At 39.4% G+C, this 15,747-nt stretch carries 10 protein-coding genes and 1 pseudogene; 5 read left to right on the top strand and 6 right to left on the bottom strand.

Annotated elements, in window-relative coordinates:
• From J7338_RS07835 to J7338_RS07825, 3 genes are all read left to right on the top strand, one after another.
• Positions 1-601 (top strand): hypothetical protein (locus J7338_RS07835; RefSeq protein WP_338109320.1); only part of this gene is annotated, 601 nt, incomplete at its 5' end.
• 112 nt (positions 602-713) lie between these two features.
• Positions 714-1,628 (top strand): M14 family metallopeptidase, encoded by a 915-nt coding sequence (locus tag J7338_RS07830; protein WP_210796524.1) that lies wholly within the window; start codon positions 714-716, stop codon positions 1,626-1,628.
• A gap of 175 nt (positions 1,629-1,803) precedes the next feature.
• On the top strand, positions 1,804-2,229 hold the full coding sequence (locus tag J7338_RS07825; RefSeq protein ID WP_210796523.1) for a hypothetical protein: 426 nt from the start codon (positions 1,804-1,806) through the stop codon (positions 2,227-2,229).
• A 1-nt stretch (position 2,230) separates the two neighbouring features.
• Here the strand turns inward: J7338_RS07825 and ccoG are convergent, their stop codons facing one another.
• From ccoG to J7338_RS07810, 3 genes and pseudogenes are all read right to left on the bottom strand, one after another.
• A complete protein-coding gene (ccoG, locus tag J7338_RS07820; protein ID WP_210796522.1) occupies positions 2,231-3,613 on the bottom strand; it encodes a cytochrome c oxidase accessory protein CcoG in 1,383 nt (460 codons plus the stop codon).
• 141 nt (positions 3,614-3,754) lie between these two features.
• A complete protein-coding gene (locus tag J7338_RS07815) occupies positions 3,755-5,173 on the bottom strand; it encodes a sigma-54 interaction domain-containing protein (RefSeq protein ID WP_210796521.1) in 1,419 nt (472 codons plus the stop codon).
• 132 nt (positions 5,174-5,305) lie between these two features.
• Positions 5,306-5,680 (bottom strand): annotated as a pseudogene (locus tag J7338_RS07810) (YqhA family protein); the annotation flags it as partial.
• A 164-nt stretch (positions 5,681-5,844) separates the two neighbouring features.
• Here J7338_RS07810 and J7338_RS07805 point away from each other — a divergent pair.
• A complete protein-coding gene (locus J7338_RS07805) occupies positions 5,845-6,087 on the top strand; it encodes a hypothetical protein (RefSeq protein WP_210796520.1) in 243 nt (80 codons plus the stop codon).
• A 98-nt stretch (positions 6,088-6,185) separates the two neighbouring features.
• On the opposite strand, the gene topA is transcribed toward J7338_RS07805, so the two are convergent.
• Positions 6,186-8,906, bottom strand: coding sequence for a type I DNA topoisomerase (topA, locus tag J7338_RS07800; RefSeq protein ID WP_210796519.1), 2,721 nt, complete (start codon positions 8,904-8,906; stop codon positions 6,186-6,188).
• Positions 8,907-9,164: 258 nt separating this feature from the next.
• Complete coding sequence (locus tag J7338_RS07795; RefSeq protein WP_210796518.1) at positions 9,165-13,028, bottom strand: Ig-like domain-containing protein; 3,864 nt, start codon at positions 13,026-13,028, stop codon at positions 9,165-9,167.
• Between the two features lie 205 nt (positions 13,029-13,233).
• Between J7338_RS07795 and J7338_RS07790 the strand changes: the two genes are divergently transcribed.
• Complete coding sequence (locus tag J7338_RS07790; RefSeq protein ID WP_210796517.1) at positions 13,234-14,565, top strand: dicarboxylate/amino acid:cation symporter; 1,332 nt, start codon at positions 13,234-13,236, stop codon at positions 14,563-14,565.
• Between the two features lie 70 nt (positions 14,566-14,635).
• Here the strand turns inward: J7338_RS07790 and sohB are convergent, their stop codons facing one another.
• Entirely contained in the window at positions 14,636-15,652 is a 1,017-nt protein-coding gene (gene sohB / locus J7338_RS07785) for a protease SohB (protein ID WP_210796516.1), read from the bottom strand.
• Positions 15,653-15,747: the final 95 nt, after the last annotated feature.

Raw genomic sequence — 15,747 nt, 5'->3', positions numbered from 1 at the left:
ACTACATAATCGCGTGCATGGGATCAGCTGCTATATGGATATGACCAATGAAGAACTAAATTTTATATCGGATCTTTTCCAAGTGACGGCCCCTGCAAAATTGAATGAAAATCATACACTCACATTGCAAAGCGCTATCCCTGCCAATATTGCCAATTTACTAAACAATACAAAATTAACACTACTGGCTGAAGTTGGTGATTATCAATTGTGGTTTCCACTTGAAATAAAAATTGATAAAATAGGCGTTTTGACCCCAATATTAAGCGCACCTGAAGTCATCGACACTAAAGGAATAAAACGCTGTTGGCGTGGCGGGAACCTCAACATTCAGAGCCAAGGCTTTGAAGTGGAATCAATCTCAAGTACTGGACTTTTTCTAAAATCAACGACTAAAAAAGCTCCTTTAGAGATTGATCAACAAATAATGTTAACCCTGCCAAACAAGAGAAATATTACTATAGACATCGAGCCTGTACGCTTTAGTAAGCAAGGCATAGCCGCCAAGATCACTCATATTCATCAAGGGAAAGAACATCTGAGAGCCTACTTATTCGAAGCCCACAAGCGCCAAAATGCCAATTTATATGAGCCCACATAACAGCTTATAAACCTTAATATTGATAATTCCCAACTGTGTTTTAGTCGCAGCTAGTTGCAGTGAGGTTAGCACAGCGATAAGCTAAACTTTTATTGTAATAAATGAAGGTTCTATGAGCGAAAATAACTATCTAATAGGTACTCAAGGCACGCCTTGGAATGATAAAGATAAACAGTGTTGGTTTGACCAACAAACTATTAAACGCAGTTATCAATCACAAGTCGTAACTTTAATCAACGAACTGGATAATGATTTCGAGGTTGAACAATATGGCGCACTTAGTTTTGATCCTACTCGCTATCCCCTCTTTATTATTAAATCAAAACAGTGGGCATCGAATAAACCAAACATATTGATCACCGGTGGCGTACATGGCTATGAAACAAGCGGTGTTCATGGCGCATTGCATTTTATGAAAACGCTAGGTATGAAATATGCTAAAGAGTTTAACTTACTGGTTGCTCCTTGTATTAGCCCGTGGGGATATGAAACCATTAATCGTTGGAATCCAGCAGCCATAGATCCTAACCGTTCGTTTTACTCACCAAGCCCAGCGCCAGAGTCAGCAGCACTAATCAATTATATTAAAGCACAAAATATACCTTTATTAGCGCATATTGATCTACATGAAACAACTGACACTGACAACAGTGAGTTTCGCCCTGCTCTTGCAGCTCGTGATGGTAAGGTGAACACTAATTGGAATATTCCTGATGGTTTCTACCTTGTCGCTGATAGCAATAAACCTGAACCGCAATTTCAAAAAATGATTATTGATGCTGTCGCTAAAGTGACTCAAATCGCTCCCTGTGATGAAAACAATCAACTAATTGGAGTGCCATTAGAGCAACATGGTGTGATCAATTACGCAGCACGAGAACTCGGTTTATGCATGGGCTTTACAGATGCACAGTATGTCACGACAACTGAAGTGTACCCTGATAGTCCAACGGCAACGGAGGAGCTCTGTATTACAGCTCAAGTTGCTGCAATTAAAGGTGCATTGGATCACCTGCTGACACAATAATTATCGCTAGAGCCTATTAGTAATTATTGTTAGGCTCTATTCTGACATTATTAATCTGGTGATATATTGTTCACTGATTAATTAATGCAAATTTATAAAAAACTAAAAAATACCTAGACTCTGCGTTTAAATTGTATAAAATTCGCGCTCTTAAATTTTCTCACAAGGAAGCACGTTGAAATTTAGCAATAGACATGGGCAGGTTACTTTACAACGCGAGCAAAATATTATTATTGCTGATTTTTACGGTAATCTTAATGCAGGTTTAGTGACCGCGTTTACCAATGGCTTATTTGAACAAGTTAATCAGCTTGGCAATAAACCCTGGGGATATATCTGTAATTCTCAAAATCTACTGGCTGCAACTCCCCAGGCAGAGCAACAACTTACACTGTTAGCCTCTGCCATGGTTCGTAATAGATGCATTGTTAGCGCCTATATTTTTGATTCAGCTATCGTGATCAATCAAATGCAACGCATTTTTCACAATGCAGGTCTTAGCGTGGATGTACGCCATCGTCTGTTTAAATGTTTAGCGCAAGCTAAAACCTTTGTTAACCAGACAATGGCCGATAAAACAGCTCAATTTCACACTGCATAACTTAGTTACGGTAAAATACGCTGTTTATTGATGTCTTAATAGCGTGGTCTTCTTCGGCTGTGATCACAAAATCAAGTTCATTAAGTTTATTTGGTAAATCATAGCCATCGGCAACAACAGTGACCGGGATGCGCTTCATTTGGCCAGGCTCGACGGCTGTTAGCTGAGGGCTCTGCAACTTAGCCACATCAAGACCGGTAATCGCTACTCGGTAATGCATTAACTGCTGTGTTTTATTAATAATTGTCAGGGTGTAAGGGTTTTCAACTAAGCCCTCATAATTTACTCGGTATAATGCATTACGGTCACGTAATATTGACACTTCGATAGGTGTTCGTTGAACTAACCACGCTAGCATACTAACCATTAATAAAACCGTTAGCGTTCCATAACCGACGAGTTTTAATCGATATGGGTTAGTGTGCTCGCCAGCCATCTGTTTTTCGCTTGCATACTTTATTAAGCCTTTTTGATAACCAAATTTATCCATCGTATCATCACAAGCATCGATACATAAACCACAGTTAATACATTCATATTGTATTCCGTTGCGAATATCAATCCCTGCAGGGCATACTTCCACACATAACTTGCAATCTACGCAATCACCTAAATCTAATGCTTTCGGATCGGCTTTACGTTTGCGAGGACCCCGATTCTCCCCTCGCGCACTATCGTAAGTCACAAGTAAGGTATCTTTATCAAACATTACTGCCTGAAACCGTGAATATGGACAAGCAACGGTGCACATTTTTTCTCTTAAAAAACCAGCATTTCCATACGTACAAAATGCAAACAAAAATACCCAAAAACTAGTGATGCCTGACCACTGCAGCGTAAACATATCCCCATACAAACTTTTAGCAGGAATAAAATAAGCCATAAATGACGTCGCAGTAAACAAGGATATGATTAACCAAGCACTGTGTTTGAGTGTTTTTTTCTGCCATTTTGACAACGTCCACGCGGATTTGTCTAACTTGATACGTTGATTACGTGTTCCTTCAATACGTTGCTCTACCCATGAAAACATCAGCATCCAAATAGTTTGTGGGCATGTATAACCACACCATACACGGCCAAGCCAATTGGTAACAAAAAATAACGCAAAGGCGCCCAACATAAATAACAACGCCAAGATCATAAAATCCTGAGGCAATAAGGTCAGGCCAAAAATAGTAAACTTTTGACTTGCAACATCGAGCAATACTGCTTGCTGACCATGGTATGGGATCCAAGGAATAAGAACGAATGTAAGCATGAGTAACCAACCAAGGTTACGGCGAATACGCTGGAAAAATCCTTTTTGTTCACGAATATAAATTGGCCCTTCATGGTTATAGGGCTTGATGATCATATCTTCTTCTTTAATATCAAATTTCATAATTGCTACTTACTGTGACGGTTAGGCTCGTAAGTTTGCAAGTTTCAGACCAAACTGAAAGATATTTAACCTGTTGAATATTAATGACTTTTAATTTTGAATAGCTATTTCCGTCGCGATATTTAACGAGGTGCGCGAAATTTAGCGATTTTTAGCGATGGCCAACTTACGCATTTTTGATCGTAACGTACTCTCTGGCATCCCTAATTTAACTGCCGCACCTTCACAGCCTGAAATTTGCCAATTTGATAATTCTAATACTGCGATGATATGCTGTCTCTGCGCTTCGTCAAAACTCAGATCCGTGTTTAGGTTAGTGCTAGCATTAGCATCTAGTGGCTGCGATAACTGCAATACAGACTGCTTTGATAAAATAGCCTCTCGCTCTAGTACATTCTGTAATTCACGAATATTACCTGGCCAATCATAAGCTTGCAGCTGTGTAATAGCTTTTTCACTGAGTCCTTTGAGCTGTTTACCAAGACGTTTATTTAATTGCGCAATCAAATTACTGCACAAGTATGGAATATCTTCTTTACGCTCTCTCAGTGGTGGAACGGTGATTGGAAATACGTTTAGTCGATAATATAAATCAATTCTAAAGCGCCCTGATTGCACCATGGCCCATAAATCACGATTAGTCGCAGCAATTACACGAATATTAATTTTACGTGTTTGACTACTCCCAACACGTTCAAATTCATGCTCTTGCAAGACCCGTAACAACTTACTTTGCGCTTCAAGAGCAAGCTCACCAATTTCGTCCAAAAAAATGGTGCCATTATTAGCCAACTCAAAACGTCCTTTACGGTGCTCTTTAGCCCCCGTAAAAGCCCCCTTTTCATGTCCAAATAACTCTGATTCAAGCAAGCTTGGCGTAAATGCGGCGCAATTGACCTTAATGAACGATTGTTGACTACGTGCGCTTAAGCGGTGCAAATTGCGAGCGACGAGCTCTTTACCCGTACCGTTCTCGCCTAATATCAATACTGTGCTGTCAGTTGGGCTAACAAGTTTTATTTGCTCTAACATAGTTTGAAAAATATGACTTTTACCAACTAAACCAGACTCTTGCCAATCTTCATTGAGTTCTGCTATCAAATAGCTATTTTGTTCTTTTAATTGCTCACTTAAGTGATTGACCTGCGTTAGTGCATCTCGTAAAGCTTGCTCTGTTTGTTGCTGCTTTGAAACATCGCGAAATACCGCGACTGCACCAATCAATTGCTGATCTTTATATACTGGGGTTGATGTATATTCCACAGCAAAACAGCTGCCATCTTTACGCCAAAATACTTCATCTTTAACATGACGATGTTCTCCATCAAACATAGTGCAATAAATTTGACATTCATCGGCTGGATATGGCTGTCCATCAGCATGACTATGGTGATGGTACTGATGAATTTTTTTACCTAGTAACTCATCAGCATGCCACCCTGTCATGCGTTCAGCAGCGGGATTAACAAATACCGCATTACCACTTAAATCAAAGCCATATATACCCTCACCAACGGCATTTAATAACAAGCTTGGATCGTCTAAAAATTGTTTTATCATTGCAGTACACCAAATTCGTGAAATATCACGAACATTATGCCTATAATGGCGAAGGTTTGCACCCTAAGTGACTAAATCATACCGCTCATTAAAGCGAAATTATCCGTCGTTTTACTTCATCATGAACCGTATCTAAAGTATGAATATGTACGCAAAAGAACCGAGTTTAAAGGCTATATGGTTGAGTATCTTTAAATAACAAAACATATAGGCTAATAGCACACCAGATATCACAAAAGTAGCATGGATTATTACTTTCCACATCAACTCATCACCTGAGTGAGTTGGAGAGCTTATAAACACTTTTAACAGTTCGACTGCGGAGATGGCAACAATTGCGCTGATCAATTTCATTTTAAGACCAGAAAAGCCTACTTTACCCATCCATGCAGGGCGATCTTCATGATTATCGATGTTTAATTTAGAAACAAAATTTTCATCGCCACTAAAAATTATGATCAACAATAAACCAGCGAGGAGAGCTTTATCAACTAGGGTTAAAACCCCTGCCCTATTTAAATTACGTTATATTTGTCTTTACGATAAAAATATTTCGTTATCTTTTATTGTCATTTCGTTTAAAAATCACTTACCAACAGCATGTTGCTTGATTGGATCACTGTTGTTTTTGAATATAAACCAACAGTCACTACATTTTTAGGAATATACGAATGAAAAAAGCATTGCTAGCGCTTATCGTAGCGCCATTATTTGCAGTTTATGCAACTTTTGCTGTTGCTGACGATGCTGTTGACGCTTCCGCCGAAACAATTAAAGAATATACTGAAATGTGTTTAAACTGGGCTAAAGACGACGACATCAGCAATGAAGAGCTTAAACCATACGTTTTAAAATGCGTTAATGATGAGCTTGGATCTGAAGGCTATAAAAAAGTCACTGACGTAAAAATCTAATCTCAAAATACCTCTAAAGGTATAATTTTTGATATAAAAAAACCGGAATTGACACAAGGGTGTGCATTCCGGTTTTTTTGTTTTCAGAGCTTAGTATTCTACTCAGCGTCCTTTTTTGTTTTTGCAGCGGCTTTTTTAGGTGCTGCTTTCTTGACTGGTGCCTTTTTAGCGGCTGGTTTTTTCTTAGCTGCGGCTTTCTTCTTTGCCTCTTCAACCCACTTTCCTGCATTGAAATGCGCAGTCCAACCAGTTGCTTTACCGTCAACCTCAGTCATTACATATTGTTCTTTATTCTTACGGCTATAGCGAACAACTGCTAAGTTACCATCAGGATCTTTTACTGGTGCATCCGCAAGGTAATAAAACTTAGGTGAGATACGATCTCTAAAACGCTGTAGCTCTTCTACTTTAGGAGCACGCGTTTCCCGTGATTTAGGAAAGGTATTCGCTGCTAAGAAAATACCGGCAGCACCATCACGTAGCACAAAGTACGCATCAGATTTCTCACACTCAAGCTCTGGTAGTTGTACTGGGTCTTCTTTTGGTGGCGCTGCTTCGCCGTTACGCAGTAATTTACGGGTGTTTTTACACTCATCATTACTACAGCCAAAATATTTACCAAAACGTCCTGACTTAAGTTGCATATCTGATGAACATTTATCACATTCAATGATAGGGCCATCATAACCCTTGATTTTAAACGTGCCCTGCTCGACTACATAGCCTTTACATGCAGGGTTGTTACCACAGACATGTAATTTGCGAGTTTCATCGATAAGGTAAGAATCCATCGCCGTTTCACAAATTGGGCAGCGCTTCATTTGCATTAACGTTTCTGTTTCAACATCTTCAACATCAGCAGCAACCGCTTCGTCACCTGACACTAAATTCATCGTTGTAGTACAGCGCTCTTTAGGTGGTAAGTTATAACCAGTACAGCCTAAGAATACCCCTGTTGAAGCGGTGCGAATACCCATTTTTCTGCCACAAGTTGGGCAGTCAATATCAGTTTCGACCATTTCATTTTTACGCATCCCACCTTCTTCTTCTTCGCCACTAGCTAAAGTCAATTGAGTAGAAAAATCAGCGTAAAATTTATCAAGTACTTGAGTCCAAACGCGCTCACCTTCAGCGATATCATCTAAACGGCCTTCCATTTTTGCAGTGAAGTCAAAGTTCATCAGATCAGTAAAATTCTCAACTAATCTATCAGTAACAATCTCACCCATTTTTTCTGCAAAGAAACGTCGGTTTTCAACCCGTACATAGCCACGATCTTGAATTGTTGAGATAATAGAGGCATACGTAGATGGGCGACCAATACCACGTTTTTCAAGCTCTTTAACTAAACTCGCTTCACTAAAACGCGCTGGCGGCTTGGTAAAATGCTGTTTAGGATCAAGTTCAACAAGGCTTAATATCTCGCCTTCTTTTATTGCTGGCAGAGATTGGTCTTCTTCATTTTTCTTACGAACGGCAGGTTGTACTCGAGTCCAACCATCAAAACGAAGTACACGGCCTTTTGCTTTGAGCTGAAAATCAGCAGCGTTCACCGTTAAGGTAGTTAAATCATATTCTGCAGCAACCATCTGACAAGCAACAAATTGGCGCCAAATTAGCTCATAAAGTTTTTTAGCATCAGGGTCTACACCATCTAAATGACCAGACAATACCGTCACACTTGACGGGCGGATCGCTTCATGCGCTTCTTGTGCATTTCCTTTAGAGCTATAATTGATAGGCTCTTTCGGTAAATACTTATCGCCGTATTGCTCGCTTACATAATCACGGCACATAGCCACCGCATCTTTCGACAAATTCGTCGAGTCAGTACGCATATAAGTGATATAACCTGCTTCATACAAGCGCTGTGCTAACATCATGGTCTTTTTAACACCATAACCTAAACGCGTACTGGCTGCTTGTTGCATGGTTGAAGTAATAAGTGGCGCACTCGGGCGACTTTTACTTGGCTTTTCTTCAACGCTGATAACTTTATATTCAGCCTTTTCTAGTGCCGCGGTTGCAGCCATAGCTTGGGCTTCATTAACAGGTTTAAAGGCTTTATCGCCTTGTTTAACGACTTCTAAACGAAGTTTAGATTCGGTATTTTTAACATCCGCATGAATATCCCAGAATTCCTCAGGGATAAATGCTTTTATCTCGCGCTCTCGCTCCACTAATAAACGTACTGCAACAGACTGTACACGGCCAGCAGATAAACCGCGGGCAACTTTAGCCCATAATAATGGCGACACCATAAAACCAACCACACGGTCTAAAAATCGACGAGTCTGCTGGGCATAGACCATATCGGTATTTAGTTCTCCAGGTGCTTCAAAGGCAGCCTGAATGGCATTTTTAGTGATCTCATTAAATACTACGCGCTTATACTTTTCTGGCTCGCCACCAATTATCTCTTGCAGGTGCCAAGCAATCGCTTCCCCTTCTCTATCCAAATCCGTTGCGAGATAGATTTGGTCTGCATTTTCAGCAAGCTTTTGTAATTCTTGAACAACTTTTTCTTTACCTGGTAATACTTCGTAATGTGGCTGCCAGCCTTTATCTGGATCAATGCCCATTCGAGCAACTAAGTTAGTATAATCACGCTGTTTTTTATACGCGGCCTTTTCTTCTGGTGCCATTTTACGCACCTCTGCAGGCGTTTTAACAGCAGCCGTTTTGGTTTTGCCTGAACCTGAGGTAGGAAGATCTCGAACATGCCCAATAGAGGACTTGACGATAAAATCGTTTCCTAAATATTTATTAATTGTTTTAGCCTTAGCAGGAGACTCTACAATTACTAGCGATTTGCCCATAGTTGCCTATTTCTAACCAAGTATTTTAAATGTGTTTTGCCCATTTACGAGCGCGAATATTTATAGGTATATCTACAAACACCAATTGTTACAAGCTTTTAATACAAACTTTTCTGTTTTTAATGATTAATTAAACAATTATTGCCGTTAATTTAGACAAAACGGTGTTTTAAGGTATTTGCAGTGGAATATATAGAATAGCAACAAAAATGCCAACCTTATGGTTGGCATTTATTTTATTTAAATGTTTAAAACTAGCTAACCATCATCACTAATTTGTAATTGTGCAGTGGTATTATTATCTTTAGGTGAAGTGAATGACAGCTTTAAAAATCCGACAGATTTTTTATTTGGCTCAGCTTCACGACTGATAGAAAGGCCAACAACTGCGGCATTTGTTACAGAAGAATTGCCAATCACAAACCCGTTTGTACCACTGTAATCTCCGTTCTCTGTACTTATTTCAACATTTGTATCCGCAGCTAATGGGTTGTTGTAAATATCAGAGTAATAAAAATTAAAAGATAACGACGCTAACTGAACTCCCGCATCATAGCTTGCAATATTGATCTCTGTAATATCACAGGTTTGATCGTTAACACTTTCCTCAAGACCAAGAATCACTTCAGATGCAACCTCATATTGATTAGTGATGTCTGTACAACTATTAATACTATTGGCTACTCCTAAAGCATTGACTGAAAGATTACCAGTTGGATTACCATCGTCATCTAACTCAATTTCAGCTAACGCAACAGCAAACTTATTACGTAATGATTCTTTGTCGATTACAAAGCGGTAATAAACTGTGCTGCCGGACATAATAACTTCAAATGAACGGCGCACATCAATAAGTTCTTTATTACACATATTGGCAGTCTGTGCCGCTTCTGTACATAATAACCCATTATATTTACCATCTAGCAACGTATGCATACCATTAGAGTCTATATCTCCAATTGGTTCCTCAAAATGAGCACCGTTTGTTGCAAATTCACTACATGGATCTGTATCTGAGCCATCTGTACAGCTTTGTACATCTTTCGGTAATGCTGCTGTCACTGGATCATAAATTGCTGATAGACCGTCGTAAGTACCGCTCTCATTATGATCAACGAACGCTTCATTTAAGTCATAACCTGAATAGTACTCATTGCTATCAAACAGACCATTACCATTAATATCAATAAAAGACTCTTGTCCTTTCGCTGTAACTAACACTGTTGCACGAGCCCCAAGCGGCACACCTAATTCATTAGAGTTCGCGTTTAAAATCCCATCTATACAAGGCGCAGGGTTATTTCTGTATAAATCACAGTTACGTGTTTCTTCAACCAATCCTGCAAAATTTGCATTTGCATTTAACTGAGAGAGTGTGACGGCATTACTTTGTGCAAATGTAGGATTTGTATCGCCAACTACGTCCTCCAAATATTTTGCTTTAACACGTAACAACTTTTTAGGGTTGTAGTCTGATAATTTATTTCCCCATTTATCTTCAGTAAAAGGTCTAGGGTTCTGGCTACGCCATTGCACCGTACATGCACCATCAACCGAGCGGCACTCTAGCTGAGGGTTACCATCTTCGCCATCTAAAGTACCAATAGCTCCCCCCTCGGTTGTTAAATACACTGAAGTACCATCTGGAACTGGGTTATTAAAATGGTCTGCAATGAGCACTGTTATATCAAACGTTTCATTATCATATTGAAGCGTTTCTGTCGCATAATGAGTAATCGAAGCGGTAAAACTATTATTATCAGGAAGCCCTGTGCTAATAGAAAGTAAATCAGACACGGTGATAATTTGCTGATCCAATGACACCAGCGATAAATTACCTGTTGGACAGCTGACACCTTCAACACGATCAGGCTCTGCTTTTTGGCATTGCGTGTATACATCTTGCCAGCACGTTACATCATCATTTTGATCAGCAGGTATTTGCCCATCAGGGATAAAACATGCTTGCACTCGAACTGCCATAGGCACAAAACCTGAATTCACTTGAACTCGCGCTAAACCAGCAGCATCAGTGTCAACACTGTGATGCGATAAACTGATCCCGCCATTGGTAGAAGTAAGACGGAAATCTAAGCGTTTACTAGTAACATCTTGACCAATTTTATCGATTAATTTAAATGTTAGTTCGCTGTTTTCTTTACGACCAACACCGCCTGTCCCCTTTAATGCAATTACATTTTGAGTTGCTGAAATAAATTCAACCGACGCCACATCAGCTTCAGAAACAGGAATATTAACCGACGCTATTTCAGGCGTACCTCCTGTTAATACTGTTGCGATAACCGTATCACCTTGTGCACTTTTGCAGCCATTTGTTCTATAGGTTGATGTAGCAACACCACCAATACTGATGACTGCTCCATCAATAATTGATTTACCACTTTCTACGCAACTTGATGTAAACTGAACATCAAAAGGCGTTACGATTAAATTATCATTAGTATCTCTAATTTCAACAGTTATTACGGTTGTTGCACCCGCCGCTAGTGGCTGATACTGACCCTCAATTGGATTACCTGAGTTATCTAATAAATTAGGCAAGCCATTATCAATTGCTATTTTTAATTCTGCCGTACTAATTGAAAATGCTTTATTTAGGTTTGTATCTTTTGCTGTCGCAATTAAAGTTCCGGCTCCACTACTCGCTCCTGGTTGTAGTTTTAACAGCGCAAACCCAAAGTTATCAGTTAAAGCTTTCCCCGAATCAGGGAGTAATTGACCTAAGTCTGTAGATAACTCAGTAATAATCCCTGAAATACCATCACCACTACTGGTATCTACAACCTTAATGAGTACGTCAATTAGAGAATCAGATGAAAATGTATTTGTCACTGCACAACCCGTTGAAGGGTCTAACGGATTTAATGCGATAGTATTTCTATTTGTATCCCAATTTGCATTACACCCCTGTAACAGTTTAATATCTAATTCTGCTTGAGCACTTTCAACCGGTGCATCGTCACCATTTGACACAAAGCCGGCTGTGTTTGTTATTACCTCATCACTTTCAGACTCATAGCTTGCAACAACCTGGCCTGCTCCTTTAAAGTTACCACTGCTAAGTGTCACTACGGCTACACCGTTCTGATCAGTTAATGCAGTACCTAATTCAGGGGTGATTTTACCCGTAAATTTAGATGTAAAACTGATTAATTGAGAAGCAAGTGGAACACCATCGTCTTCTAATCTAGCGGTAACCAAACCTTTATTATCTTTACTAACTGGATTTTGTGATGTAAATATCGCTCCATTTTGGTCTAAGATATTTAGCTCAAGAGTGATCGTACCCGATACCCCAGTATCACTTCCTTGGCCACCCGTTGTCTGAAAATCGAAAGTTCCAGAATAAGAATCACCATCGACATTATACGTGGCAGTCACTTTACCTGCTCCCGCATCTTTACCCGCAGTGAGTTCAATTGTCGCAACACCATCATTTTGAGTTAATGCGGAGCCAGTTGTAGGCTGTAACAGGCCAATACTGTCTGCTAGCGTGAAGACAATACGTTTACCGGCGACTATTGAGCCATTTTGCTTTAACGTTGCTCTTAAGTCTAAAGGCGCTTGACTTGTAACACTACTGGAAGCTGCACCTGCATCTTGGCTATAACCTTGAAGAGTAACTGTATAACTGTCTTGGGCTGTACTGTCTTGTTCGCCTGTCGAGGTAAATGTAAAAGGCTCTGAGGTATTAACCGTTTCGCCATTAATTGTAACCGACGCATTAACGCTGCCTGCGCCAGCTGTATTACCCACAGAAAGATATATTTTAGCGCTACCATCAGTGTCAGTTTTGACAGTGCCTGATCTAGGATCAAGCACGCCATATCCGCCATCAGTAGTGAAAGTGACTATGACATTAGGTGCTGCTACGCCATTTTTCAATAACTGAGCTATTAATACTAAACGTTGTTCTGAAGAAACCTCATTAGCAGCTTCACCAGTGATTTCTGACGAACCATTAATACTTAGTGTATAGGTAGGAGAATCAATGTCCCCTCCATCAAGGCCATCATTATCCTTTTCAAGTGATCCACCACCACCACATGCAGTGATTAAAAAACTCAACAGTATGACACTGAGCCATCGCATTAAAGGCATTACCCTCTCCCTAGCGTTTGTTATTAACTATTTAAATAATACATTTACTCAATATTAACCTATAACACGCTTGAAAATCACAACTTTTATTACTTTTTTGTGGTTTTTTTAATCCCTATTTTTTTTTCATATTTAACGATTTTTTCTGTATAAAAATCTACATGCTGGTAGGCTATGGCAAATTTATAAAAAATAGATTGTTACTATGTCAAAAATCCGTTCAATGAGTTTAACCACCCGTATCATGATAGGTATGTTTCTGGGTGTTTCTGTAGGCTTTATTTTCCAAGCAATATTAGCTGGCGAAGACGATTTTCTAATCCCACTTGGATTATTCTCTTTGCCAATTAAAGGCTTTTTTGTTGATGGTTTATTTCATATTGGTGGACAAATATTTATCGCCAGTTTGAAAATGTTAGTGGTGCCACTAGTCTTTGTATCACTCGTTTGTGGTACATGTAGTTTAAGTGACCCGAAAAAATTAGGACGATTAGGCGGCAAATCAATCGGCCTATACCTTGTTACTACTGCTATTGCGATCACTGTTGCAATTACCTTAGCCTTATTAGTAAACCCAGGCGAAGGGATTAATTTACCAACTGAAGCCACCTACAGTGCAAAAGAAGCCCCGACCCTTGCACAAGTAATTATCAGCATGTTTCCAACCAACCCAATTGATGCCATGGCCAGTGGTAACATGTTACAGGTTATCGTATTTGCATTACTATTTGGTATTGCCATGGCACTAAGCGGTAGTGCAGGTAAACGAGTAGCGGTTGTTTTTGAAGATTTAAACACCGTGATCTTAAAGTTAGTTACCTTATTGATGAACGTGGCTCCTTATGGTGTATTCTGCTTAATGGCAAAACTCTTCACCACTATAGAGCTCAACTTAATAGTAAGCTTAGCTAAATATTTTGGTGTTGTGGTGGCTGCACTATTTTTCCATGCCTTCATTAATTACACTTTGCTACTGAAGTTTTTAACTGGATTGAACCCTATTATCTTTTTGAAAAAAATGAAACATGCCTGTTTATTTGCATTTAGTACTTCAAGCTCAAGTGCAACAATGCCTATAACACTCGAAACAGCCACTAAAAAATTAGGCGCAAAAAATTCAGTTGCTTCATTTACAATTCCACTCGGTGCCACGATTAACATGGACGGCACAGCAATCATGCAAGGTGTGGCTACGGTATTTATCGCACAAGTATTCAGTGTTGATTTAACAATTTCAGATTACTTAATGGTGATCTTAACCGCCACCTTAGCGTCTGTAGGCACAGCTGGCGTACCTGGCGTTGGCTTGATCATGCTTGCCATGGTACTTAATCAAGTCGGTTTACCTGTTGAGGGTATTGCCATCATTATTGGCGTTGATAGGTTACTTGATATGACTCGCACTGCGGTCAATGTCACGGGCGATTGTATGGTGACATGTGTGGTTGCTAAATCTGAAGGTGAACTAGATGAGGCAGTATTTAACGACCCAAATGCAGCCAAAGACTTAGAGGACTATCACAAATCAACTGACTAAAGTTGTGCTTGTATAAATGCTAAAAAACCCGCAAATTTGCGGGTTTTTTAGCATTTAACAACGGTAACCTTTATGGGTTTAACCCTTTAAAACGAGACAATAATGATATACCAGTTTTGTTAACAGTGTTACTCAACCCGATAGCAAACTTATCGCTTAAGCTCTTTTTAACTTTGTATTTAATTTTATATATTTGTCGCTCATCTTGATACTTAAGCAATGTGTCATCACTGGTTTCTATGCTATCTACTAGACCTTTTTCAAGCGCCTGAGTCGCAAACCAGTGCTCACCAGTTGCCACTAAGTTAACATCTAAACTTGGCCGTTGACTACTGACAAACTGTTTGAATAAGTCATGGGTTTGCTCTATTTCTTCTTTAAACTTTTCCCGTGCTTTATCTGTATTTTCACCAAATAAAGTTAGAGTACGTTTAAACTCACCCGCAGTGATTTGTTCAAAATCAACATCATTTTTCTTCAGAATTTTATTAAAATTTGGAATTTGTGCTATCACACCAATAGAGCCAACAATAGCGAACGGTGCAGCAACAATTTCATCAGCTACACAGGCCATCATGTAACCACCACTGGCAGCAACTTTATCAATCGCAACCGTAAGGTGGATACCTCTATTTTTAATGCGTTGTAGCTGAGAAGCAGCAAGTCCATAGCCATGAACCACCCCGCCACCACTTTCTAGCCTAACCAACACTTTATCTTGCTCAGGATTGGCAATTGCAACAATTGCGGTAATTTCCTCACGCAAACTATCGACTTCGTGAGCATCCATACTGCCATTAAAATCAATGACGTATAATCGTGGTTTGATATCTTCATCATTGGCTTTTTTAGCGTCACTCTTTTGTGCTTTATGGTGTGCTTTTAATGCTTTTTTAGATAAGGTGCTTTCAATAAAATCATTTTTCAAATCATCTAACTGCTCAGAAATATCATCAATCTCAATCTCACCTTTTTTACTTTTAGGCTTTATTGCTGCAGCGACACTAATTAATATTACTGCTGCAACGGCAATCACAAACGTCGCCGTTTTAGCTAGAAACAGCCCGTACTCATATAGAAATTCCAATCGTATTCTCCAAACAAAAATTTCGTCTAATTTACCATTGAAACAAAAAAAAGCCACTTTTCAGTGGCTTTTCATTTATTTTAATACTCTAGAAA

Source organism: Pseudoalteromonas ostreae (genome assembly GCF_018069805.1).
Lineage (GTDB): Bacteria > Pseudomonadota > Gammaproteobacteria > Enterobacterales > Alteromonadaceae > Pseudoalteromonas > Pseudoalteromonas ostreae.
The sequence above is the reverse complement of the archived record's forward strand: the minus strand, read 5'-3'. Positions and strand labels throughout refer to the sequence as shown.